Annotated in this window: 23 protein-coding genes and 1 pseudogene; 13 read left to right on the top strand and 11 right to left on the bottom strand. The window is 65.0% G+C overall.

The window, feature by feature from the left end; translation table 11 throughout:
* Nucleotides 1–312: 312 nt before the first annotated feature.
* Both QQK18_RS08410 and QQK18_RS08405 read left to right on the top strand, forming a co-directional pair.
* On the top strand, nucleotides 313–603 hold the full coding sequence (locus QQK18_RS08410; protein WP_284339861.1) for a 4a-hydroxytetrahydrobiopterin dehydratase: 291 nt from the start codon (nucleotides 313–315) through the stop codon (nucleotides 601–603).
* Nucleotides 604–817: 214 nt separating this feature from the next.
* Nucleotides 818–1,258: a tellurite resistance TerB family protein gene (locus tag QQK18_RS08405; RefSeq protein ID WP_284339860.1), complete on the top strand. Its 441-nt coding sequence runs from the start codon at nucleotides 818–820 to the stop codon at nucleotides 1,256–1,258.
* 1 nt (nucleotide 1,259) lies between these two features.
* On the opposite strand, the gene QQK18_RS08400 is transcribed toward QQK18_RS08405, so the two are convergent.
* The gene (locus QQK18_RS08400) at nucleotides 1,260–1,814 is read right to left on the bottom strand and encodes a hypothetical protein (protein ID WP_284339859.1); all 555 of its coding nucleotides are present in this window, start codon (nucleotides 1,812–1,814) and stop codon (nucleotides 1,260–1,262) included.
* A 191-nt stretch (nucleotides 1,815–2,005) separates the two neighbouring features.
* On the opposite strand from QQK18_RS08400, the gene ppa reads away from it, so the two are divergent.
* From ppa to QQK18_RS08385, 3 genes and pseudogenes are all read left to right on the top strand, one after another.
* Nucleotides 2,006–2,539: an inorganic diphosphatase gene (gene ppa / locus QQK18_RS08395; RefSeq protein WP_284339858.1), complete on the top strand. Its 534-nt coding sequence runs from the start codon at nucleotides 2,006–2,008 to the stop codon at nucleotides 2,537–2,539.
* On the top strand, nucleotides 2,487–3,146 hold the full coding sequence (locus tag QQK18_RS08390) for a chloramphenicol phosphotransferase CPT family protein (protein ID WP_379994792.1): 660 nt from the start codon (nucleotides 2,487–2,489) through the stop codon (nucleotides 3,144–3,146). Before ppa ends, QQK18_RS08390 begins: the two co-directional genes overlap by 53 nt.
* A gap of 128 nt (nucleotides 3,147–3,274) precedes the next feature.
* Nucleotides 3,275–3,640 (top strand): annotated as a pseudogene (locus tag QQK18_RS08385) (nuclear transport factor 2 family protein); the annotation flags it as partial.
* A gap of 53 nt (nucleotides 3,641–3,693) precedes the next feature.
* On the opposite strand, the gene QQK18_RS08380 reads toward QQK18_RS08385, so the two are convergent.
* From QQK18_RS08380 to dapF, 7 genes are all read right to left on the bottom strand, one after another.
* A complete protein-coding gene (locus QQK18_RS08380) occupies nucleotides 3,694–4,542 on the bottom strand; it encodes an SMP-30/gluconolactonase/LRE family protein (RefSeq protein WP_284339856.1) in 849 nt (282 codons plus the stop codon).
* Entirely contained in the window at nucleotides 4,506–5,210 is a 705-nt protein-coding gene (locus QQK18_RS08375) for a dihydrofolate reductase family protein (RefSeq protein WP_284339855.1), read from the bottom strand. The genes QQK18_RS08380 and QQK18_RS08375 overlap by 37 nt, the downstream gene beginning before the upstream one ends.
* A gap of 152 nt (nucleotides 5,211–5,362) precedes the next feature.
* Nucleotides 5,363–7,495, bottom strand: coding sequence for a sodium-translocating pyrophosphatase (locus QQK18_RS08370; protein WP_284339854.1), 2,133 nt, complete (start codon nucleotides 7,493–7,495; stop codon nucleotides 5,363–5,365).
* A 357-nt stretch (nucleotides 7,496–7,852) separates the two neighbouring features.
* The gene (locus QQK18_RS08365; RefSeq protein WP_284339853.1) at nucleotides 7,853–8,488 is read right to left on the bottom strand and encodes a septation protein A; all 636 of its coding nucleotides are present in this window, start codon (nucleotides 8,486–8,488) and stop codon (nucleotides 7,853–7,855) included.
* A gap of 136 nt (nucleotides 8,489–8,624) precedes the next feature.
* Nucleotides 8,625–9,989, bottom strand: a complete 1,365-nt coding sequence (gene ftsY / locus QQK18_RS08360; RefSeq protein WP_284339852.1) for a signal recognition particle-docking protein FtsY — start codon at nucleotides 9,987–9,989, stop codon at nucleotides 8,625–8,627.
* Nucleotides 9,990–10,002: 13 nt separating this feature from the next.
* Nucleotides 10,003–11,268, bottom strand: coding sequence for a tRNA (N(6)-L-threonylcarbamoyladenosine(37)-C(2))-methylthiotransferase MtaB (mtaB, locus tag QQK18_RS08355; RefSeq protein WP_284339851.1), 1,266 nt, complete (start codon nucleotides 11,266–11,268; stop codon nucleotides 10,003–10,005).
* The gene (gene dapF, locus QQK18_RS08350; RefSeq protein WP_284340002.1) at nucleotides 11,268–12,122 is read right to left on the bottom strand and encodes a diaminopimelate epimerase; all 855 of its coding nucleotides are present in this window, start codon (nucleotides 12,120–12,122) and stop codon (nucleotides 11,268–11,270) included. Before dapF ends, mtaB begins: the two co-directional genes overlap by 1 nt.
* Nucleotides 12,123–12,394: 272 nt before the next feature.
* On the opposite strand from dapF, the gene QQK18_RS08345 reads away from it, so the two are divergent.
* From QQK18_RS08345 to trmD, 6 genes are all read left to right on the top strand, one after another.
* Nucleotides 12,395–13,354, top strand: coding sequence for a hypothetical protein (locus tag QQK18_RS08345; RefSeq protein WP_284339850.1), 960 nt, complete (start codon nucleotides 12,395–12,397; stop codon nucleotides 13,352–13,354).
* A complete protein-coding gene (locus tag QQK18_RS08340; protein ID WP_284339849.1) occupies nucleotides 13,351–14,571 on the top strand; it encodes a GNAT family N-acetyltransferase in 1,221 nt (406 codons plus the stop codon). Before QQK18_RS08345 ends, QQK18_RS08340 begins: the two co-directional genes overlap by 4 nt.
* 207 nt (nucleotides 14,572–14,778) lie before the next feature.
* Nucleotides 14,779–16,377 carry a signal recognition particle protein gene (gene ffh, locus QQK18_RS08335; protein ID WP_284339848.1) on the top strand — a complete coding sequence of 533 codons (1,599 nt, stop codon included), beginning with the start codon at nucleotides 14,779–14,781 and terminating at the stop codon, nucleotides 16,375–16,377.
* Nucleotides 16,378–16,406: 29 nt separating this feature from the next.
* Nucleotides 16,407–16,811: a 30S ribosomal protein S16 gene (rpsP, locus tag QQK18_RS08330; RefSeq protein WP_284339847.1), complete on the top strand. Its 405-nt coding sequence runs from the start codon at nucleotides 16,407–16,409 to the stop codon at nucleotides 16,809–16,811.
* Nucleotides 16,812–16,917: 106 nt separating this feature from the next.
* Entirely contained in the window at nucleotides 16,918–17,451 is a 534-nt protein-coding gene (rimM, locus tag QQK18_RS08325; protein ID WP_284339846.1) for a ribosome maturation factor RimM, read from the top strand.
* The gene (trmD, locus tag QQK18_RS08320) at nucleotides 17,448–18,131 is read left to right on the top strand and encodes a tRNA (guanosine(37)-N1)-methyltransferase TrmD (protein WP_284339845.1); all 684 of its coding nucleotides are present in this window, start codon (nucleotides 17,448–17,450) and stop codon (nucleotides 18,129–18,131) included. The genes rimM and trmD overlap by 4 nt, the downstream gene beginning before the upstream one ends.
* A 61-nt stretch (nucleotides 18,132–18,192) precedes the next feature.
* Here trmD and QQK18_RS08315 read toward each other — a convergent pair whose 3' ends face one another.
* Genes QQK18_RS08315 through QQK18_RS08305 form a run of 3 tightly spaced genes read right to left on the bottom strand, consistent with a single transcriptional unit; the run spans nucleotide 18,193 to nucleotide 19,779 of the window.
* A complete protein-coding gene (locus tag QQK18_RS08315) occupies nucleotides 18,193–18,804 on the bottom strand; it encodes an SCO family protein (RefSeq protein ID WP_284339844.1) in 612 nt (203 codons plus the stop codon).
* 9 nt (nucleotides 18,805–18,813) lie between these two features.
* The gene (locus QQK18_RS08310) at nucleotides 18,814–19,356 is read right to left on the bottom strand and encodes a copper chaperone PCu(A)C (RefSeq protein ID WP_284339843.1); all 543 of its coding nucleotides are present in this window, start codon (nucleotides 19,354–19,356) and stop codon (nucleotides 18,814–18,816) included.
* 57 nt (nucleotides 19,357–19,413) lie between these two features.
* Nucleotides 19,414–19,779, bottom strand: coding sequence for a hypothetical protein (locus QQK18_RS08305; RefSeq protein ID WP_284339842.1), 366 nt, complete (start codon nucleotides 19,777–19,779; stop codon nucleotides 19,414–19,416).
* Nucleotides 19,780–20,004: 225 nt separating this feature from the next.
* Here QQK18_RS08305 and rplS point away from each other — a divergent pair, with 225 nt between their 5' ends.
* Nucleotides 20,005–20,577: a 50S ribosomal protein L19 gene (gene rplS, locus QQK18_RS08300; protein WP_284339841.1), complete on the top strand. Its 573-nt coding sequence runs from the start codon at nucleotides 20,005–20,007 to the stop codon at nucleotides 20,575–20,577.
* Nucleotides 20,578–20,705: 128 nt separating this feature from the next.
* Nucleotides 20,706–21,305: a hypothetical protein gene (locus QQK18_RS08295; protein WP_284339840.1), complete on the top strand. Its 600-nt coding sequence runs from the start codon at nucleotides 20,706–20,708 to the stop codon at nucleotides 21,303–21,305.
* Nucleotides 21,306–21,382 lie beyond the last annotated feature (77 nt).

Raw genomic sequence — 21,382 nt, 5'->3', positions numbered from 1 at the left:
CGTGGGACCGTCCTGGGCACTGGCGTGCGAAAGGCGCGCGGCGTGGCCGCGCCTTCGGCAATGGACGGGCATACGCTTTCACTACGGGCCCTCGCTTGGGTGTCCAGCTAAGCGCAGATGCGGTTAAGATGGTCTTGCCAGCGGCATAACACAGTGGGCCGGCAGTCGAATCCATCCGCCAAGGTGAATTTGACCTTAATGAATGACGTGTGCCGCCGGAACCGCCGGAGCCCAAATTGGTTCTGCGCCAGAGCTTTCCCGCTCCGGGACAGCCATTTGCTGAAAACACCCTAGGCCACACGGAGGATGTCCATGGCTTCATTGCTCGACGATGCCGCCCGCGAGGTGGCGCTCGCACCCCTCTCCGGCTGGACCTATGACGGGGCGGCCAAGGCCATCCGCCGCCAGTTCCGCTTCAAGGATTTCTCCGAAGCTTTCGCCTTCATGACGCGGGTGGCGCTGGCGGCCGAGAAGGCCGGACACCACCCGGACTGGTCGAACGGCTACAATCGGGTGGAGATCGCGCTTTCGACTCATGATGCGGGAGGCCTGACAGAACGCGACATCGCGCTTGCGACAGCGATCGACGCCATCGCGCTCTGATTTTTATCGTGGGACACATCGCAAGGAACCAGTTTCACCTTTCACATCCCGGTCCTGGGGCTGTCACCCAAAAGCCACGCCGACCTCAACAGGCCGTGATGGCGCCGCGCCCGGCATTGAGGCACAGGCGGGCTGCCACTATCTTGCCCGCAGGTTCCAACCCCCGCGCGCCGAGCCGCCGCCGGCACACACCTGCCCACAAGGACAAGATTTCATGTTCGAGGCCCTGACCCGACTTTTCTCCAAGCCGGAGCCGGAGATTCCCGACCACGACCCGAAGCTCGCGGTCGCGGCCCTCCTGGTGCACCTTGCCGCCGTCGACGGGCAGGCGAGCGATGCCGAGCGCGAGATGATCCGGGGCGTACTGATGGACACCTACGATCTCGACGAGGCGGCGGTCGACACGCTTGTGCGCGAGGCGGCGGCACGCGATGCCGAGGCGGTCGATCTTTATCGCTTCACCTCGGCGCTTTCCGCGCTCGATCTTGAGGAGCGTCTCGAGATCGTTCGCATGATGTGGCAGGTGGTCTTTATCGACGACAGAAACCACGAGCTCGAGGACAACATGGTCTGGCGGGTGGCCGAACTGATCGGCGTCTCCTCGCGCGACCGCACGGTGCTGCGCAGCCAGATGGCGCGCGGCAAGCGCGCTTGATCTACCAGGCTCCGAACTCGCCGACGATCTCGGGGTCTTCCTCGCAATCGAAGCTGCCCGCCATCTCGTCGGCCGCCTCGCGCGCCTTTGCATTGGCGTCTTCATTGGCGGTCGCATCGACATAGGCGATATGGCAGGTGGCGCCTTTGGAAAGCTGGGTGACGACCAGCACCTGGTTCTCCTTGTCGCCGTCCCCGGCGTCGGTGAAGTAGCGCACAATGGTGGCGACCGGGAGCCATCTACCGCTCTGGTTGGAGAGGCGCCATTCCATGCGCGGCCCGAGATCGTTGAAAGGCGGCAGCGAGACGGCCGGCGGCTCGGCATCGATGTTGAAGCCGTATTCGACGAGAAAGCGCAGGTCGCCTTCGCTGATCCGGACCGGATAGCCCTTGTAGCCGGGGCAGGCCCAGCTGGCGCCGAAGTCGTCCGCCTCGAGCAGCAGGCAGTCATCGAGATTGATATCGGTATAAGCGCTTTCGAAGGCGGCTGCGGCCGGCTGGACGAGGGTGAGAGCGAGGGCGCCGGCGGCAAGCCATGCGGCGGAACGATGGGGCATCCTAGGGCTCCTGCTATAGCGCGATCTGCGCAAAAAACCGGTTCCCATCCCGGATCAAGTCCAGGACGGGCTTTTTTTGCATCCCGTTGTAGCGGCGCATGGCCGACCGACGGCAACATGGCTTGCTTTTGCGGCCCGTTCTAGGCAGAACGCGCGGGAACCCCTCCTGCCCCAAAGAGACTTCCCCTGAGATGAACATCGACGCCATCCCGACCGGCAAGAACCCGCCCGACGATCTCAATGTCATCATCGAAGTGCCCTTAGGCGGCGAGCCGATCAAATATGAGATCGACAAGGACTCCGGGGCGCTGTTCGTCGATCGCTTCCTCTATACGCCCATGCGCTACCCCGGCAATTACGGGTTCGTGCCACATACTCTGTGCGGTGACGGCGATCCGCTCGACGTCATCGTCCTCAACTCCCGTCCGCTGGTGCCGGGCGCGGTCGTCCGCTCTCGTCCGGTCGGCGTGCTGTTCATGGAAGACGATGGCGGTCAGGACGAGAAGATCCTCGCGGTGCCGGTCTCCAAGCTCACGCGCATGTACGACAACGTTCAGGACGTCGGCGACCTGCCCGAGATCCAGGTCGAGCGGGTCAAGCACTTCTTCACCCACTACAAGGACCTGGAGCCCGGAAAGTGGGCCAAGATCGACCGGATCGGCGGCATCGAGGATGCGCGCAAGGTCATTCTCGACGCCATCGAGATGGCCAGGAACGCCAAGTAAGTCCGTGACGGCGCCCGGCCGCATCGTCGTCCTCAACGGCCCGCCGCGCGCGGGCAAATCCTCGATCGTTGCGGCCCTGCAGGCAAGAGGCCCATGGATCAACCTCGGCGTCGACGTCTACAACCGGGCAATGCCGGCCGCGCTCATGCCCGGGGTTGGGCTGCGACCCGGCGGCGAGCGGCCGGACCTCGAGCCATGGCTGCCCCGGCTCTATGGCGCCCTCTACGAAAGCCTTGCCGCCCATAGCCGGCAAGGCCTCGACGTCGTCGCTGACCTCGGCCACCATGATTTCTATTCGCAGCCCTTGCACCTGCTGCCCGATTGCGCGCGAAGGCTCGCCGGGCTGCCGGCGCTCCTCGTCGGCGTCACCGCCCCCATCGAAACGATCCTCGAGCGCCGCCGCGCCAATGCGCGGGGCGGCTTCTATACCGTCGACGATACGATCGTGCAGCGTTGGCAGGAGGCGGTGCATGAGCCGGGGATCTATGATCTGACGGTCGATACGGCGGCGATGACGCCGGAGCAGTGTGCCGAGGCTATTGTTCCGATTTTCGCCGACCCGCCCGAGCCGAGCGCTTTCTCGCGGCTGGCTGCCTCTGAGGCCTGAACTTGATTTGACACCGGCCAGTTCACGGTCCTAGCGTTTTAGCTAGTCGTCTGCGTGCCCGTTTGGGCTCCGCGGACTTTTAGCGTTGACGCCTCCACTCGAGCTGGCGCCGGCGCGACGCGGTCGCCCAGGGCGACGCCGCTTATCTCGACCAGCACATGAGCTCGGATCCTAACATGTGCCTGGTCGGCACGGACCCCGACGAGATGCTGCACGGCCAGGCTGCCCACGACTTCATGAAGCGCGAGGCCGGGGCTCTCAAAGACAAGGTCAAGATCAACATCAAGGATTGCGAGGCCTATAGCGACGGCGACTATGGCTGGGGCCTCGCTACGCCAGAGATCGAAGTGTCGCCCGACCGCAAGAAGATGACGCGCTGGAGCGGCGTCTTCCACCGTGAGAACGGCGACTGGAAGCTCGTTCAGCTTCATTCCTCGCTCGGCGTCGACAATGCCGAGGCCTTCGGCGAGGACGTGTCGAAACGACTGCACTGACAGCCACAGAACCGTAACGCGAAAGGTCGGGCAGATGCCCGACCTCTCGTTTCTTAGGGCTGTCCGGCACGCGGCACGGCAACGCGAGTCGTATAGATGCGTCCAGTCGGCTCGCTGCCCGGCGCGGGTACACCGCCGGTCCATTCATTGGCGGTGATGAAGAGCGTTTTGCCGTCGGCCCCGCCGAGCATGCAGGCGAAAGCCATGCGGTCGACGGCCACTTCGTCCAGCAGGTCGCCGCCTTCCCTGACCCTGACGCATTTCGGCCCGAGCGAGGACCAGACGGCGCCTTCGGCATCCATGCATATGCCGTCTGGAGGCCCGTCGAGAGCTGCCCAGACGCGACGGTTGGTGAGGCTGCCGTCGGGCGCGATGTCGAAGGCGGTCAATTGCTTGCCGTAGGATTCGGCGCAGACCAGCGTGCGGCCGTCCGGCGTGATCGCCATGCCATTTGGAAACGCCAGCCCGTCGGCGACCTTGGCGAGGCTACCATCGGGTTTCAGCAGGGCAATAAATCCGGGGCGGAACTCGCCACCGAACTCATGGTCGATGTTGTTGAGGTAGACGTCGCCGTTCGCGGCGATAACGATCTCGTTGAACGGGTGCGGCGAAAGCGCTGAGAGTTCGGCATGGATGGCGAACGACCCGTCCGCTTCGCGCCGCCACAACTGCTTTGCCGCTGCGTTGACCACCAGCATTGGCCCGGCCGGCAGCCAGTCGATCGAAATCGGCAACGAGGCGACGTGGGCGATGTTCTCGAGCCGGCCGGCTTCGTCGAGCGCGTAGATCGTCTCGCCGATCCAGTCGGCAAACCACAACCGGCCGTCGTGCCAGCGCGGACACTCGCCCATCACGATACCGGTCATCAGGGTTCTGACGTCGCGAACGGCGGGCAGGGGCATGGCACATCTCCTTGGATAGCTGGGATGTGACAATGTCGCGCGAGGGGCCGGGATTTCGACAGCTGCGTGGTCAGCACATGGAATTGAGGCCGGGATCGCTCCCGGCCTTTTCCGGATAAGTCGGCACGCGGACCGTAGGTGAGCACCATATTGCCCTTGCTGGTGCGGGTTGACTCCTTGAGCTCGAGGCGAGTTGTCGGCGTGCCGTCTTCGAAGAGGCGGCGGCCGGTGCCGGCGATCACCGGATGGACGATGAGCGTCATCTCGTCCATGAGACCGGCAAGCAGCAACTGGCGAACCAGCGACATGCCGCCCATGACGGCGATCTCGCCGCCTGGTTTGCCCTTGAGATCGCGCACGAATGCTTCGAGATCGTCCGCGACCAGGGTGGAATTCTGCCAGTCGAGCGAACCCTTGAGCGTCCTCGAAGCGACGAATTTGGGGACGCTGTTGATGAACCGGGCAAAGCCTTCGTCCTGCTCGGCAGTCGGCCAGTATCCGGCCCATTCCTCGTATCCGACCCGGCCCATCAATACGGTGTCGACCCGCTCCATCACCGCGCCCAGCATCATGCCGAGCTCGTCGTCGAAGGAATCGAACTGAAACTGGTCAGGCGCCTCGGCGACGCCATCGATGGAATAGAACAGGCCGGCTGTGACTTTACGCATGTCTTGTCTCCTGGGGGTTCAGAGAGCGTTGCGGTGCTCATCGATCCAACGAACGGACGGTCGGACTTTCGACAGGCGTGCTGAGATTTCCGCCGCAAAGACAAAGGCCGGGATTGCTCCCGGCCTTCGCGTTCGTGCCGTGATCTACGCTCTCATCCCCAATGCGCCAATATCGCCAGCAGCAGCAACGCCATGATGTTGGTGATCTTGATCATCGGGTTGACCGCGGGGCCAGCGGTATCCTTGTAGGGGTCGCCGACGGTATCGCCGGTCACAGACGCCTTGTGGGCGTCGGAGCCCTTTTGGTGGGTGACGCCGTGGCTGTCGGTGAAGCCGTCCTCGAAGCTCTTCTTGGCGTTGTCCCAGGCGCCGCCGCCAGCCGTCATCGAGATGGCAACGAAAAGGCCGGTGACGATGACGCCCATCAGCATGGCGCCGAGCGCCGAAAAGCCCGCGGCTGGGCCGGCGATCCAGTTGATGGCGAAGAAGACGACGACCGGCGAGAGGACCGGCAGGAGTGAGGGCACGATCATTTCCTTGATCGCGGCCTTGGTGAGCATATCGACGGCCCGGCCGTAGTCGGGCTTGTCGCGGCCTTCCATGATGCCGGGCTTTTCCTTGAACTGCCGGCGCACTTCGATCACCACGGACTGGGCGGCGCGCCCGACGGCGGTCATCGACATACCGCTGAAGAGGAAGGGCAGCAGCCCGCCGAAGAGCAGGCCCACGACGACGTAGGGATCGGCGAGCGAGAAGCTCAGGGTGCCGAGCCCGGCAAAGAACGAGCCCTCCTCGGCATTGGCGGAGAAGAAGATGAGGTCCTGGGTATAAGCGGCAAAGAGCACCAACGCGCCAAGACCTGCCGAACCGATGGCATAGCCTTTGGTGACGGCCTTGGTGGTGTTGCCGACGGCGTCGAGCGCGTCGGTGTTCTGCCGCACCTCCTTGGCTAGTCCCGACATCTCGGCAATGCCGCCGGCATTGTCGGTGACCGGGCCGAAGGCATCGAGGGCAACGATCATGCCGGCCAAGGCCAGCATGGTGGCGACCGCGACGGCAATGCCGAAGAGGCCGGCGAGATTGTAGGTGACGATGATACCGACGATGATGACGAGGGCCGGCAGCGCCGTCGATTCCAGCGAGACAGCGAGACCCTGGATGACGTTGGTGCCGTGGCCGGTGACCGAGGCCTCGGCGATGGAGTTGACCGGGCGCCGTCCGGTGCCGGTGTAGTATTCGGTGATGATGATGATGAACCCGGTGATGGCGAGGCCGACCGCGCCGCACCAGAAGAGGTTCATGGGGGTGAACCCGCCCAGATCGGCGGAAAGATCACCAAACACGGCCCAGAGCACCGGCAGCAGCGCCACGAGCGAGAGCACGCCGGTGGCGATGACACCCTTGTAGAGCGCGCCCATGATGTTGGTCGAGCCGGCCGAGAGCTTGACGAAATAGGTACCGGCGATCGAGGTGATGACGCAGGCGCCGCCGATGGCGAGCGGCAGCACCATGCCCATCAGCCGATAGGCCTCGGGCAGGATGATGGCGGCGAGCACCATGGTGGCGACGATGGTGACCACATAGGTCTCGAAGAGGTCGGCGGCCATGCCGGCGCAGTCTCCGACGTTGTCACCGACATTGTCGGCAATGGTTGCGGGGTTGCGCGGGTCGTCCTCGGGGATGCCGGCCTCGACCTTGCCGACCATGTCGCCGCCGACGTCCGCCCCCTTGGTGAAGATGCCACCGCCAAGCCGGGCGAAGATCGAGATGAGCGAGGCGCCGAACGACAGGGCGACGAGCGAGTCGATCACCGTGCGGCTCGTCGGCTCGAAGCCGAGGCCGGTCAGGATCATGAAATAGAGCACGATGCCGAGGAGCCCGAGACCGGCGACCAGCATGCCGGTGACGGCGCCGGACTTGAAGGCGAGGTCCAGTCCCTGGCCCAGCGAGGTCGTCGCCGCCTGGGCGACGCGCACATTGGCGCGCACCGAGACGTTCATGCCGATGAACCCGGCCGCGCCAGAAAGGATGGCGCCGATGGCAAAGCCTATGGCAGCATAAATGCCCAGCAAGAAGAACGCGGCGATCAGGATGACGACGCCAACGATGGCGATGGTGGTATATTGACGCCGCAGGTACGCCGACGCGCCCTCACGCACGGCCGCAGAGATTTCCTGCATGCGGGCGCTGCCCGCGTCGGCGGCCAGGAGTCCGCGGGTCGTCACCACGCCGTATACGATCGACAGGCCGCCGCAAATGACGATCAGCCAAAGTGCCAGAGTCATGAAATTCCCTCTTAGAGTCTTGTCCTCAAAGCCCACGCCGGCCGACGACGACTCTTAAGAGATCATCCCACCCGGCCCTCCACGGGCTCCCTCAGGGCAGGGAGCTTATTCAGATTGGCCGGTTAAGCAATGGAATTTGCGATGGATTGTCGCAGCGCCCCCTCATCCGTCTCGCGCTGTGCGCGATCCACCTTCTCCCACGAGGGGAGAAGGGAAGGACGGCCGACTGATACTCTGGCGCGGAAGCGTCGTTCCATCCGAAATTCAGGTGTGGGCACCTCCCCTTCTCCCCTCGTGGGAGAAGGTGCCCCGTAGGGGCGGATGAGGGGGCCTTCTACGGTCGCGGATGACGGGGAATCAGCTCTCCACCACCACCGGCGGCACGTGCTTGGGCTCGCTCGGCGGGGCGTACCGGTTGAGGAGCGGCATCTGCGCCAGCGAGAAGACGATGGTCAGAGGCATGATGCCCCAGACCTTGAACGCGACCCAGAGGTCGGTGGAAAAGCCGCGCCAGACGATCTCGTTGAGGGCGGCCAGCAGGAAGAAGAACAGGCCCCAGCGTAGCGTCAGCAGGAACCAGCCCCTGGGTTGGAGCTTGTATACGTCGCCGAAAACATAGCGCAGCAGCGACTGGCCGAAGGCGAGGCCGGCAAGGAGCGTGCCGCCGAACAGCAGATTGGTGATGGTCGGCTTCATCTTGATGAAGGTGTCGTCCTGCAGCCAGAGCGTAAGGCCGCCGAAGATCAGCACCACGACGCCCGTGACCAGCGGCATGACGGCGACCTTCTTGAGGATCGCCCATGAGAGCGCAAGCGATACCACCATGGCACCCATGAACCAGGCGGTGGCAACGAAGATATCGGCGCGGGCGTTGGCGATGAAGAAGACGACGAGGGGCCCGAGCTCGAGCACGAGCTTGACGAGTTGCGGACGCAACTCGTCCCAACTGGGTTCGGAGGCAGCCTCGGCGGTCTTCTTGGTATTGTCGGTCATCGATCCTGTCGCGTTCATGGCCTTCGCGCCCTGACTATGGGGAGTAGCGGCCTCTCCCGCAAGCGGCGAGGCTCTGAAAAACCAAAGCAGTTACAGACTGAGCGTGATGCAATTGCGGCCGGGCGAGGGCCGATGATCACGTTTGCGCGCGCCCGGCGATGGCGCGGGCGAAATCGCGGGCGGCGAAGGGTTCGAGGTCGTCGACACGCTCGCCCACGCCAATGAAATGCACCGGCAAGCCGAAGCGCCTGGCGATGGCCACGAGGATGCCGCCGCGGGCCGTGCCGTCGAGCTTGGTCATGACGAGGCCGGTGACCCCGGCGCGCCGCCCGAAGATCTCGACCTGGTTGAGGGCGTTCTGGCCGGTCGTCGCATCGAGCGTCAAAAGCACTGCGTGCGGGGCGGTCTCGTCGAGCTTCTTGATAACCCGCACGATCTTTTCCAGCTCGTTCATCAACTCGTCGCGGTTCTGCAGCCGGCCGGCGGTGTCGATGATGAGGACGTCGCGGCCCTCGGCCTTTGCGCGTTCGACCGCTTCATAGGCAAGGCCCGAGGCGTCGGAGCCCGCGGGCTTGGTGACGACGGGGGCGCCGGTGCGCTCACCCCAGATCTGCAACTGCTCGATGGCCGCGGCACGGAAGGTGTCGCCGGCCGCCAGCATCACCGACTTGCCCTCATCGCCAAGCTTCTGGGCGAGCTTGCCGATGGTCGTCGTCTTTCCCGAGCCGTTGACCCCGACCATGAGGACGATGAAAGGTTTCCTGCCCGAATCGATCTCGAGCGGCCGTGCCACGGGCTCGAGTACCTTCTCGACCTCCCCGGCCAGCACCTGGCGCACGTCCTCGCCGGTCACATCACGCTCGAAGCGGTCGCGGCGCAGGGCCTCGGTGATGGCGGTGGCCGTCTCGATGCCGAGGTCGGCCTGGATGAGCACGTCCTCGAGCTCGTCGAGCATGGCCGCGTCGAGCTTCTTTTTGGTGAAGATGCCGCCGATGGAATCGGCGAGCTGGTCGGAAGAACGCTTGAGGCCTGTGGTGAGCCGGGCGAACCATCCCTGGCGCCTTACCGGTTCGGGCGCAGTGATGGGCCTTTCAGCCACCGGCTCGGGTTCTTCGGCGAGGTCGTCCTCGACGTCCTCCAGATAGTCGGGCGTCGTCTCGGGCGGTCCGGGCGGGGGCGGTATCTCCTCGGGCGAGCCCGGGGGAATTCCCGGAGGCTCGGGATTGGACGGCTGAGGCGGCTCGGGAACGGGCGGGGTTTCGTCCGGACGCGCGGGTGGAATGCCCGGCGGCTCGGGCGTCGGGAAAGGCTCCGGCGGCACCGGCGGCACCGGCTGGGGCTGGGGCGTCGGCTGCGGCTCCGGAGATGGCTGGGGAGTCGGCTGCGGCTCCGGAGATGGCTGGGGAGTCGGCGTCGGTTCCTTGGGTGGTTCCGGCTGCGGCGGCGGCTGGAGGACCTCGCCGAACAGGCGCTGGAAAAATCCCGGTTTCTTCTGGTTCATCGGTTCGTCCCGGTCAGGCTGCTTCGCGGATCGCTTCGCCGACGAGCCCATCGGCATCGGTTCCGGTGATCCGCACTGCAAGGATTTGCCCCGGCCCCGTTCCCGGAACCTTAACCTCAACGAATTGTTCCGTGCGTCCCAGACCTTCGCGCTCGACAAGCACGGTCTCGATCCGGCCGACGCGGCTCGAGCATAGCTTTTCGAACTGGGCCGTGCCCGCCGCGCGAAGGCGTTGTGCTCGCTCGCGCGCTAGGCGCCTGTCGATCTGCGGCATGCGGGCGGCGGGCGTCCCCTCACGCGGCGAAAACGGGAAGACATGGAGATAGGTGAGGTTGGCCTCGGCGACGATGGCGAGGGTGTTCTCGAACATCTCGTCGGTCTCAGTCGGAAACCCGGCGATGATATCGGCGCCGAACACCATGTCCGGCCGCAGGCTCCTGAGCTTCCCAACGATCGCGAGCGCGTCGGCGCGGCTATGGCGGCGCTTCATACGCTTCAGGATCATGTCGTCGCCCGATTGCAGCGAGAGATGCAGGTGCGGCATCAGCCGCGTCTCGCTTGCTATGGCGTCATAGAGTGCCGGATCTGCCTCGATGGAATCGATCGAGGAGATGCGCAGGCGCGGCAGGTCGGGCACGTGCTTCAATATCGCCTGGGTGAGCTTGCCGAGCGTCGGTGCGCCGGGCAGGTCCCCGCCATAGGAGGTGGTGTCGACACCGGTCAGCACGACTTCCTTGTAGCCGTTGGCGACAAGGCGCTTGACCTGCTCGACGACGGCGCCCATCGGCACCGAGCGCGAGGGGCCTCGGCCAAAGGGGATGATGCAGAAGGTGCAGCGGTGGTCGCACCCGTTCTGCACCTGGACGAAGGCGCGTGCGCGTCCGTCCATGCCTTCGATGAGGTGCCCGGCGGTCTCGCGCACGCTCATGATGTCGTTGACCTGCACCTTGTCGTTGAGGCGTACGCCGAAGACCATCGGCTCGTAGCTCGCGGCCTTCATCTTGTCGGCATTGCCGATGACGAGGTCGACCTCGTCCATGTCGCCGAAGGTACGGGCCTCGGTCTGTGCGGCGCAGCCGGTGACGATGATCCGGGTGTCCGGATTGTCGCGCCGCGCCTTGCGCACGGCTTGCCTGGCCTGCCGCACGGCCTCGGCAGTCACCGCGCAGGTGTTGACGATGATGGCGTCGGAAAGCCCGGCCTTTTCCGCCTCGGCCTTCATCACCTCGCTCTCATAGGCGTTGAGGCGGCAGCCGAAGGTGATGGTCTCGATTGCCATCAGGCAACCTCCAGACCCGTTCGCGACCAGGCGCCGGTTGCCGGATCGAAGGTGCCGGAAAATTCGAGCTCGGCCGGGCCGGTCATCATCACGTGATCGTCGTTGCGCCAATCGACGGCAAGATCGCCCCCGGGCAGGGTCACGGTCACCTGCCGGCCGGTCCGGCCGGTGCGCGCACCGCTGACGGCGGCAGCGCACGCGGCGGTGCCGCAGGCGAGCGTCAGCCCGGCGCCGCGCTCCCAGGTGCGCAGCACGATGGTTTCGCGCGAGGTGACGCGGGCGATCGAGATATTGGCGCGCTCGGGGAAGATCGGATGGTTCTCGAGCATGGGCCCGAAGCGCTCGAGATCGTAGCCCCAGACGTCGTCCTCGACCCAGAAGATGGCGTGCGGATTGCCCATTGAGGCAACAGAGGGCGAATGCAGCACCGGCGCATCGATCGGCCCGATCTGCAGCTCGATGGCGCGGGTGTCGGCGAAGGGTTCGGCCAGCGGAATGTCCTGCCAGGAAAAGCGGGGCTTGCCCATATCGACGGTCAGGAGCCCATCGGGACGCTCCTCGGCCGTCAGGATACCGGCAACCGTCTCGAAGACGAAGTTCCTCTTGCCGGTCTCGGCCGCCAGCATCTGCGTGACGCAGCGCATGCCGTTGCCGCAGGCCTCGGCCAGCGAGCCGTCGGAGTTGAGGATCTCGATGTAGTTGGCGGTGCCGGAGGTCTTGGCGTCGTGGATCGCCATGATCTGGTCGAAGTGCGTGGCGGGGTCCGTATCGAGTGCGATGGCGGCGCCGGCCGTCACCTTGTCGGTGCGACCGCGCATATCGGCAACGATGATCTCGTTGCCCAGCCCGTTCATCTTGAGAAACGGCGCGCCGCTCACGTCTATCGTCCTTTCGGGGTCGGAATGGGCCCTATATGGCGGAAAGATCACGCGAATGCCAGTGCCGCCTGCGGCAGGCGCGTCGGCGTTGCCCTTTATTCAATTTGCGCAGACCGGCGGAAAAACCAATAATATCAGTAGTCAGGGGTCCTTAACCAGCTTTGCATTCGCCAGACCGCAAACCTGCCTTGCCGCGCTATTGTGCGCGGTGAAAAGGTATCCTTTGCCCATTTGCGGACCGGCTCCCCATGAACATGCACCTCATGACCGACCAGATCATTACCGACTGGCAACCCCATTACGAGCGGCTCTTCGGGAAGTTCTCGCTGGAACTCTCCCATCGGCTGGCCGCCTCGCCACTGTTTTCGGACGACGCGCTCGCCATGCTCATCGAAAAGAGCCCCCGCGACGCCTACCACGTCAACTATTCGCAAAAGACCCCGGGCAATCCGCCCAAGCGCCGCGAGGGTGAGATCAAAGGGCTTTCCGGGCGCGACGTGCTCGACGTCGTCAAGAACGGCAATATCTGGATCAATATCGTCAAGCCCGCTGCGGTCGATCCGGCCTATGGCAAGCTGCTCGACGAGGTCTATGGCGAGTTCGAGGCCCGCGTGCCGGGCTTTACGTCCTATAAGCGCAACCTGACGCTGCTCATCTCCTCGCCCAACGTCTCGGTCAAATACCATTCGGATGTGCCCGGCCAGAGCCTCTGGCAGGTGAGAGGCACCAAGACGCTCTATGTCTATCCGAATTCCGCTCCGTTCATTTCGCAGCCCGCGCTCGAAAAGCTGATCCTCGGGCAGCTGCGCGAGACCGACATGCCCTACGAGCCTTGGTTCGACGATTATGCCGAGGTGCACACGCTCGATGCAGGCAAGATGATCCACTGGCCCCTCAACGGCCCGCATCGCGTGGTTAATGGCGACATGCTCAACGTCTCGTTCACCACCGAGCACTGGACCAACGAGCTGCGCCGGCACTACGCCGTTAATTATGCCAACGGCATCCTGCGCTCGAGGGCTAAGCTTTCGCATCTGAGTCAGCAGGTCACCGGGCTCTCCTATTACGCCAAGCTCGCGCTCGCCGGCGCCGTCAAGTTCACCCCGCTCAATCCGCAACGACAGAAAGTCTATACGGTGGATTTCTGCGTCGATCCTGCCGCCCCGGAAGGCGTGCGCGACATCGAGAGCTACCAGTTCGCCAAATGATCGGCCAAGCCGCCCCGTTCGGGGCTTTTGCCAACAGGCCCGAGCCCCTGGCCGCGGTTGAACGCGCACCGACGGCGGAAGCCACGGCCTGCGATGTGACGGTGGTGCGCACCCGCGAGGGACTCGACGAGCTGGCGCCCGGCTGGCAGGCGCTGGAGTCGGAGGCGCGGGGAGCGATCTTCTTCCAGAGCCTGGCCTGGTGTCGGGCCGTGTTCGACTTCGAGGCGGCGCGCGGCAACACCCGCTTCGAACCCGTCATCGCTACCCTTGCCGAGGGTGGCAGGTTGAAGGCGGTGCTGCCGCTCGAGCGGATCAAGACAATGGCGCGCCGCGTGCTGGTGCCGCTCGGTCACAGCTTCGCGCAATATTCCGATCTGATCGTCGCGGCGGATGTCGATCCCGCGGCGGCCGTGATGGCGCTGATGGCAGCGGCGGTCGCGGCCGTGCCCGCCGACGGCGCGAACTTCCTCAAGGTGCGCTCCGGGAGTGTCCTCGCCGCCGGCATGCCACCCGACAACATCGTCACCGGCACCGCCCAGGGGGCACCCTATGTCGCGCTCGCCGACTTCCCGGACTTTCCCGCCTATTTCCAGACCATCAAGTCCAAGACGCGCAAGAACATGCGCAACGCCCGCAACCGGCTGGAGCGGGAAGGGCCGGTCGTTCATCGGATGGCCGAGACCGAAGAGGATATCCTCAGCGTCATCGAGCGCACCCATGCCGGTCGCGCCGATCGGCTCAAGGACCAGGGGCTGACCTCGCGCGCCTTTGCCGATACGGGCTTTCTCGATTTCTGCCGGCGCCTGCCGGGAGCCGGCGACATCGATCTTCTCGCCATGTCCCTCACCCACAACGGCCAGCCGATCGCCGAGCAATGGGGGTTCGTGCACAACAAGCGCTACTATGCGTTCGTTGCCAGCCGCGATTTCTCCAACAGCGAGGAAAGCCCGGGAAAGCTGCATCTGGGCGAAGTCATCCGCGCCTGCGCCGACCGCGGGCTCGAAGGCGCCGACCTGATGGTGCCGGTCATGCCTTATAAACTCACCTGGGCCACCGAAGTTGTCGAGGTTACCGACCATGCCCTGGCGCTGACCTGGCGCGGGCGGCTCGTCACCCGCCTCTGGGACCAGTTGCTGCGCCCGATCTTGAAGCACGCGCTGCTGACGAGCCCACCATGGCTGCGTCCGGCGTTCATGCGGGTGCTGGGCCGCGCCTGACCGCCGGAAGGTTGACTCCTGCGCGCCAACGCGCCTATACACGCGCCGTTCTCTGCCCATTGCGATGAGCCGAGCCACTGGCTTTCCCGGGAGGAAAGCGGTCAACATCCGTCAGCGCGTTGCGCCCGCGGGTGCTTTCGGGCTTTGCGCATCGGGGGTCGGGGACCCATATCTCGACGGATACCCCGGAGAGACAAGGACGGATCAATGTTCGAGAGCTTAAGCGACCGGCTCGGTAAAATCTTCGACGGCCTCAAGGGCCGCGGCGCCCTTTCCGAGGGCGACGTCGATGCTGCGCTGCGCGAAGTGCGCCGGGCGCTGATCGAGGCGGACGTTTCGCTCGAAGTGGTCCGCGCCTTCGTCGAGCAAGTGCGCGACCGCGCCGTCGGCCAGGAGGTCACCCGTTCGGTGACGCCCGGCCAGCAGGTGGTCAAGATCGTCCATGACCAGCTGGTTGCGGTTCTGGGCGAGGACGCGGTGCCGGTCAGCCTCAACGCGCCGGCGCCGGTACCGATCCTGATGGTGGGTCTCCAGGGCGCTGGCAAGACCACCGTCTCGGCCAAGATCGCCAAACGCCTCAAGGAGAGGCAGGGCAAGAAGGTCCTGCTCGCTTCCCTCGACACGCGTCGTCCAGCGGCCATGGAACAACTGGCCGTGCTCGGCCAGCAGGTGGGGGTGGAGAGCCTGCCGATCGTCAAGACCGAGACCGCGGTCGAGATTTCCCGGCGCGCGGTGCGCGAAGCCAGGCTCGGCGGGTTCGACGTCGTCATCCTCGATACGGCCGGCCGCACGCATATCGACGAAGAACTGATGGCCGAAACCGCCGAGATCAAGGCGGTCACCAATCCTCACGAAGTGCTGCTGGTCGCCGATGCGCTGACCGGCCAGGACGCGGTCAACCTTGCCCGTTCCTTCGACCAGAGGGTCGACATCACCGGTATCGTCCTGACCCGCGTCGACGGCGACGGACGCGGCGGCGCGGCGCTCTCGATGCGTGCTGCGACCGGCAAGCCGATCAAGCTGATCGGCGTCGGCGAGAAGATGGACGCGATCGAGGACTTCCACCCCGGCCGTATCGCCGACCGCATCCTGGGCATGGGCGACATCGTTTCTCTGGTCGAGAAGGCGCGCGAGCACGTCACGGCCGAAGACGCGGCCAAGATGGCCAAGAAGCTGAAGAAAGGCGTGTTCGACCTCGAGGACCTGCGCGCCCAGCTCATCCAGATGAAGAAGATGGGTGGCATGGGCGGGCTCATGGGCCTGATGCCGGGGGCCGGACAGCTCAAGAAAGCCATGGCCGGCGCCAATATCGACGAGAAGGTGTTCGACCGGCAGATCGCCATCATCAACTCGATGACCAGGAAGGAACGGGCCAGCCCTGACCTGCTCAACGCCTCGCGCCGCAAGCGCATCGCCGCGGGCTCGGGCACTGAGGTGTCCGACATCAACAAGCTGATGAAGCAGCACCGCCAGATGGCGGACATGATGAAGAAGGTCAGCAAGGGCGGCCCCAGTGCGCTCGCCGGCATGTTCGGCGGCAAGATGGGCGGCATGGGTGGCATGGGCGGCATGCCGGACCTCTCGAAGATGGATCCCAAGCAGCTCGAGCAGATGGCCCGACAGGCCGGCATCGATCCCAAGCAACTCGAGCAGATGACCGGCGGCAGCGCTCCGGCGCCCGACCTTTCCCAGAAACTGCCGACCGACGTCGGCAGCCTGCTCAAATCCGCGCCCGGCGGCCTGCCGGGCCTGGGTGGTGCACCCCGCTTCCCTGGCCTGCCGGGCCTTGGCGGCAAGAAGAAATAACCCGTTCAGTTCAAAGACAAGGAAACCAGATGTCCCTCAAGCTTCGCCTCGCCCGCGCCGGTACCAAGAAGCGCCCGTTCTACCATATTGTCGTCGCCGACGCCCGCTCGCCGCGTGACGGCCGCTTCATCGAAAAGCTCGGCACCTACAATCCGCTGCTGGCCAAGGACAACGAAGGCCGCATCGTGCTCAACACCGAGCGCGCCCAGCACTGGCTGTCGGTTGGCGCCCAGGCGACCGATCGCGTCGAGCGTTTCCTCGACTCAGCTGGCTTGCTGAAGCGCGCACCGCGCAGCAATCCGGAGAAGGCCAAGCCCGGCCAGAAGGCCACCGAGCGCGCCGAGGAGCGTGCCGCCAAGGCCGCCGAGATCGAGGCTGCCAAGAACGCGCCGGCCGAAGAGGCTCCCGCCGCCGAGGAAGCGACCGCCGAATAAGCGCGTCTGCCGCCAAGCTTGCGGAAGGCCTCGATACGCCCGTATCGGGGCCTTCATCGTCTTGCGGCGGAAATTCCAGCTGATCCCAATGAGGCTTTATTGAGCCATGGCCAACGAGAACCACATCCTCATCGGCAAGATCGGCGCCGCCCACGGCGTCAAGGGCGAGGTGCGGATCACGCCCTATACCCAGTTTGCCGAGGATATCGCCGCCTATGGTCCGCTGATCACCGACCGGCCGGGCCTGACGGTGACCATCACGGACCTGCGGGTCCAGAAGACCGTGGCCGTTGCCCGCATAGAGGGCGTCACTGACCGTAACGCAGCGGAAACACTCAACGGCGTCTCGCTCTATGTCGAGCGCGAAGTGCTGCCCGAGCCCGAGGAGGAGGACGAGTTCTACCACGCCGATCTCATCGGACTTGAAGCACGGCTGGAGGACGGCACGGTGCTGGGCAAAGTCTCGGCTCTGCCCAATTTCGGGGCGGGCGACCTCATCGAGGTGCGCGATCCCCGCTCGGGCGACACCTACCTCTATCCCTTCACCCGCGCGGTGGTGCCCGAGGTCAACCTTGCAGACGGGTATGTGATCATCGTTGTTCCACTCGATGCCGAGATCGGCGAGGAAGAACCCGATTGAGCTTTTCGGCTGACGTCATCACGCTCTTTCCTGAACTCTTTCCCGGTCCGCTCGGCGCCTCGGTGCTGGGGCGTGGCCTTGCCGAAGGCCTGTGGTCGCTGAAGGCCACGCACCTGCGCGATTTCGCGACCGACCGGCACCGCACCGTCGACGACACGCCCTCGGGCGGCGGCGCCGGCATGGTGCTGAAGCCCGACATCCTTGCCCGCGCCATCGATGCGGTCTCGCCCGCGGACGATCCGCGCCCGCGCCTGTTGATGTCGCCGCGCGGTGTGCCGCTGACGCAGCGCAAAGTGCGCGAATTGGCGGCCGGTCCCGGCGCGGTGATCGTCTGCGGGCGCTTCGAAGGGGTCGACCAGCGGGTCATCGACGCGCGCGGGCTCGAGGAGGTCTCGATCGGCGACTATGTTCTGGCCGGCGGGGAAGTGGCGGCCATGGTGCTGCTCGAGGCCGTGGTGCGGCTGATCCCCGGCGTCTTGGGTGCTGCCGAAAGCCATGCCGAGGAGAGCTTTGAAGGCGGGCTGCTCGAATATCCGCACTATACCCGCCCGCACGTGTTCGAAGGCCGGGAGATTCCTACCGTGCTGGTCTCTGGCGATCACGCGAAAATCGAGAAATGGCGGCGCGAGCAGGCGGAGGCTTTGACGCGGGCGCGGCGGCCGGATTTGCTTGAGAAGTAGTAGCAGGAAGGCCCCTCACTCGGTCCCGTAAAGACCGGTGAGGGGCGCCTTCCTCCGTCTGTCAGCTCTTTGCCAAGAGATTGCGGATCTTGCCCAGCGCAGTGTCGCTCGCCTCGCGGTAGGCGATGGTGCCTTGGAACTCGCCCTGAGGTCCGACGAGGAAGACCGAGGCGGTGTGGTCCATGGTGTAGTCGCCGTTCTCGAGCGCGACCCGTTCGGCATGGACATGCCAGGCGGAGACGATCTTGTCGATCTCGGCCTTTTCGCCGGTTACGCCGGTGACCCGATCGGTCGGCGCCGTCACATAGGCCTTGAGCATTTCGGGCGTATCACGCTCTGGATCAACCGTGACGAAGAAGGCGTTAAGGTCATTGCCCTCCGGCCCCAGCGCTTCGAGCCAGGTCGCCATCTCGTAGAGCGTGGTCGGGCAGACCTCCGGGCAGTGGGTGAAGCCGAAGAAGACGAGGCTCGGCTTTCCGCTGGCGAAGGTCGCCTGGGTCACGGACAAGCCGTCATGGTCGACAAGGGTGTAGTCGCCCGCCCCATAGGCTTCGACCGGTTCGGCCGAAACGCGCGGCAGCAGCAGGGCGGCGAGCCCGGTGCCCACGGCCAGTACGCCGATGGCGATCCAGAGACCGAGGCGCAGGCTCTTCAATCCGGGATTATTGGCCATTGCCGCCTCCTAATGGCTGCCATGGGACGAATGGTCCGCCCCGTTGGCGGCCACCGCCGCGACGGGCATGCAGAAACCGACTTCACCGGCCTTCTCGAATGTCAGCCTCACCTCGACGCATTCGCCTTCGACGAAAGGTTGCTCGATCCCCATGAACATGATGTGGAGGCCGCCCGGAGCCAGGGTCACGGTCTCGCCGGCGGGCAGGGCAATGCCGTCTTCGAGCGCACGCATTTTCATGATGTCGCCGTCGAGCGCCATCTCGTGGATCTGAGCGTCGCCGGCGACATCGGCTGCCGCGCCGATCAGACGGTCGTCCTCGGCGCCGGTGTTGGTGATGGTCATGAAGCCGCCGCCGACCGGGGCGTTGGGGAGCGTAGCGCGGGCGAAGGCGTTGGCGATCTCGATATCGCCGAGGACGAGGATGTCGTGCTGGGCAGTCTCGCCGGAATGGTCGATGCCCTCATGGGCATGGGCGCGGGGGGCGAAGTGGATGAAGAGGTAGAGAACGGCAAAGAGCGCCATGACGGCGCGGATGATGATCTTCTTCATGTGTCTGAACCTTTTAAAAGGCGTCGGGTCCGGCAGGCCGGAGGCGAAAGCAAGAGTTCAGACGGCAGGCGGAGCCCTCGGTTCTCCCGAATGCGGCAGGACCGCGCGCACCAGGTGGTCGGTGCGAACCGAGTAGGCGACGATGCCGGCCATGCGTGGGGCGGAAAGGCAGGAGCCGGGCGCCGGCGGCAGGTTGGCGGCTCCACCGATGCGGCAGGCATGGCAGGGCGCGTGGGCAGGACCATCGTCCTCGACGTCGCCACAGTCGACGAAGGCGGCGCCCGCCGGCAGGAGATAGGGCTGGAGTTGCGTGTCGTAGCCGACAGCGGACGAGACCGGTGCGTGGGCGAAGTTGAACAAGACGAGGGCGAGCACCAGCAGCGCCTGCATTGCATCCTTCACCATTGTCCCGGTCACGCTCATCACGACACCACCTCTCTCGCCTTGTTTAGCCGAGACCGGTTCGCCCGTCATGCGGCAAAAGCACCGCACCCTTGCATGCGCTGGGAATTGGCGGTTTTGCGGTGGACTTCATGGCCTCATTGCTATATAGCGCGCCAATCCAAATCTCCGTGCAACCAAGACCGGGCGATCGGCGTGGACGAGTCCACCGAGACCGCCCCTTTGAAAAGATCAGGACGGACAGTCATGAACATTATCCAAGAGCTCGAGCGCGAACAGCTCGAAGCCCGCTCGGCCAAAGCCAATATTCCCGAATTCACCCATGGCGACACCGTCAAGGTGTGGGTCAAGATCCGCGAAGGCGACAAGGAACGCCTGCAGGCCTATGAGGGCGTCGTGATCGCACGCACCGGCGGTGGCCTGATGGAGAGCTTCACCGTTCGCAAGATCTCCTATGGAGAGGGCGTCGAACGCGTCTTTCCGCTCTATTCGCCCAACATCGACCGCATCGAGGTGGTGCGCCGCGGCAAGGTGCGCCGCGCCAAGCTCTACTATCTGCGCGACCGGCGCGGTAAGTCCGCCCGTATCTTTGAATCGACCAGCGCCCGCACCCGCAAGATCGAGGCCGGCGAGCGCGTTGCCGCCCAGGCCGCCCGCGAGGCGCGTGAGGCTGAAAAGATCGCCGCCGCCGAGGCTTTCGCTGCCGAGCAGGCCGCTAAGGAGGCCGAAGCGGCTGCAGCAGCTGCCGAAGCTGCTGCTGCCGAGGCTGCTGCCGCCGAGCAGGAGGCGCCCGCTGCCGAGGAAGCCAAGAGCGAATAGTTTCGCATCCCGCTAGAGGCGACATACCCGCCCTTGCTTCCAGACAAGTTTTGGAAAGCCCGGCCCCGCAAGGTGTCGGGCTTTTTGTTTGGCTACCGTTTTTGCGCATGGAAAAGGAGAAGATCACGATGAGCGATGCTCAATCCCGCGCCAACACGGCGCAAGCGCTCGAGACCGAGGCACGCGAGGTCCTTGAGCGCCTCGACTTGCTCGGCCTGCTGGCCGCCCGCTTCGGCGAGGTCGCAACCACCGGCAGCCTCTCCTATGGCCTGATGGTCTGGCGCGACATGGATATCCACATGCCCGTCGCACCCGAGGCACGGCTCGACTGGGTGCGGTTCGGGCTCGAGCTTGCCCAGCACATGGAGGCGGTCGGAATGCGCCTGCACAAAGGCCACTATCTCGACGACTATGTCGACCCTCACCCCCTGGGCGCCGGGCTCTACTGGGGCATCGAGTTCCGTGATCATCAGGACCGCGCCTGGAAGGCCGACCTCTGGGGTTGGGCACCCGACGATTTCGTTCGCCGCTGCGCCAGGGACGAAGCGCTGATGGCCGACCTTGCCCGAGCTGATAGCGACCTGATCCTTCGCCTCAAGACCGAGGCGCGAGCGCGGCCCGACTATTACGGTCGGATCGTTACCAGCTTCGACGTCTACGGCTTCGCCATCGCACGGGCGGGTGAAAGCCTCGACGAACTCGAAGCCTGGGTGGCGGAGCAGCGTTGAAAAAATATCGTACGATATATCTTGAATCGCCACAATCGCGGTCCAACCTCTCTGTTCAGGACTGAACCCGATATATC

It is taken from the genome of Devosia nitrariae (assembly GCF_030160115.1).
Taxonomy (GTDB): domain Bacteria; phylum Pseudomonadota; class Alphaproteobacteria; order Rhizobiales; family Devosiaceae; genus Devosia; species Devosia nitrariae.
The sequence above is the reverse complement of the archived record's forward strand: the minus strand, read 5'-3'. Positions and strand labels throughout refer to the sequence as shown.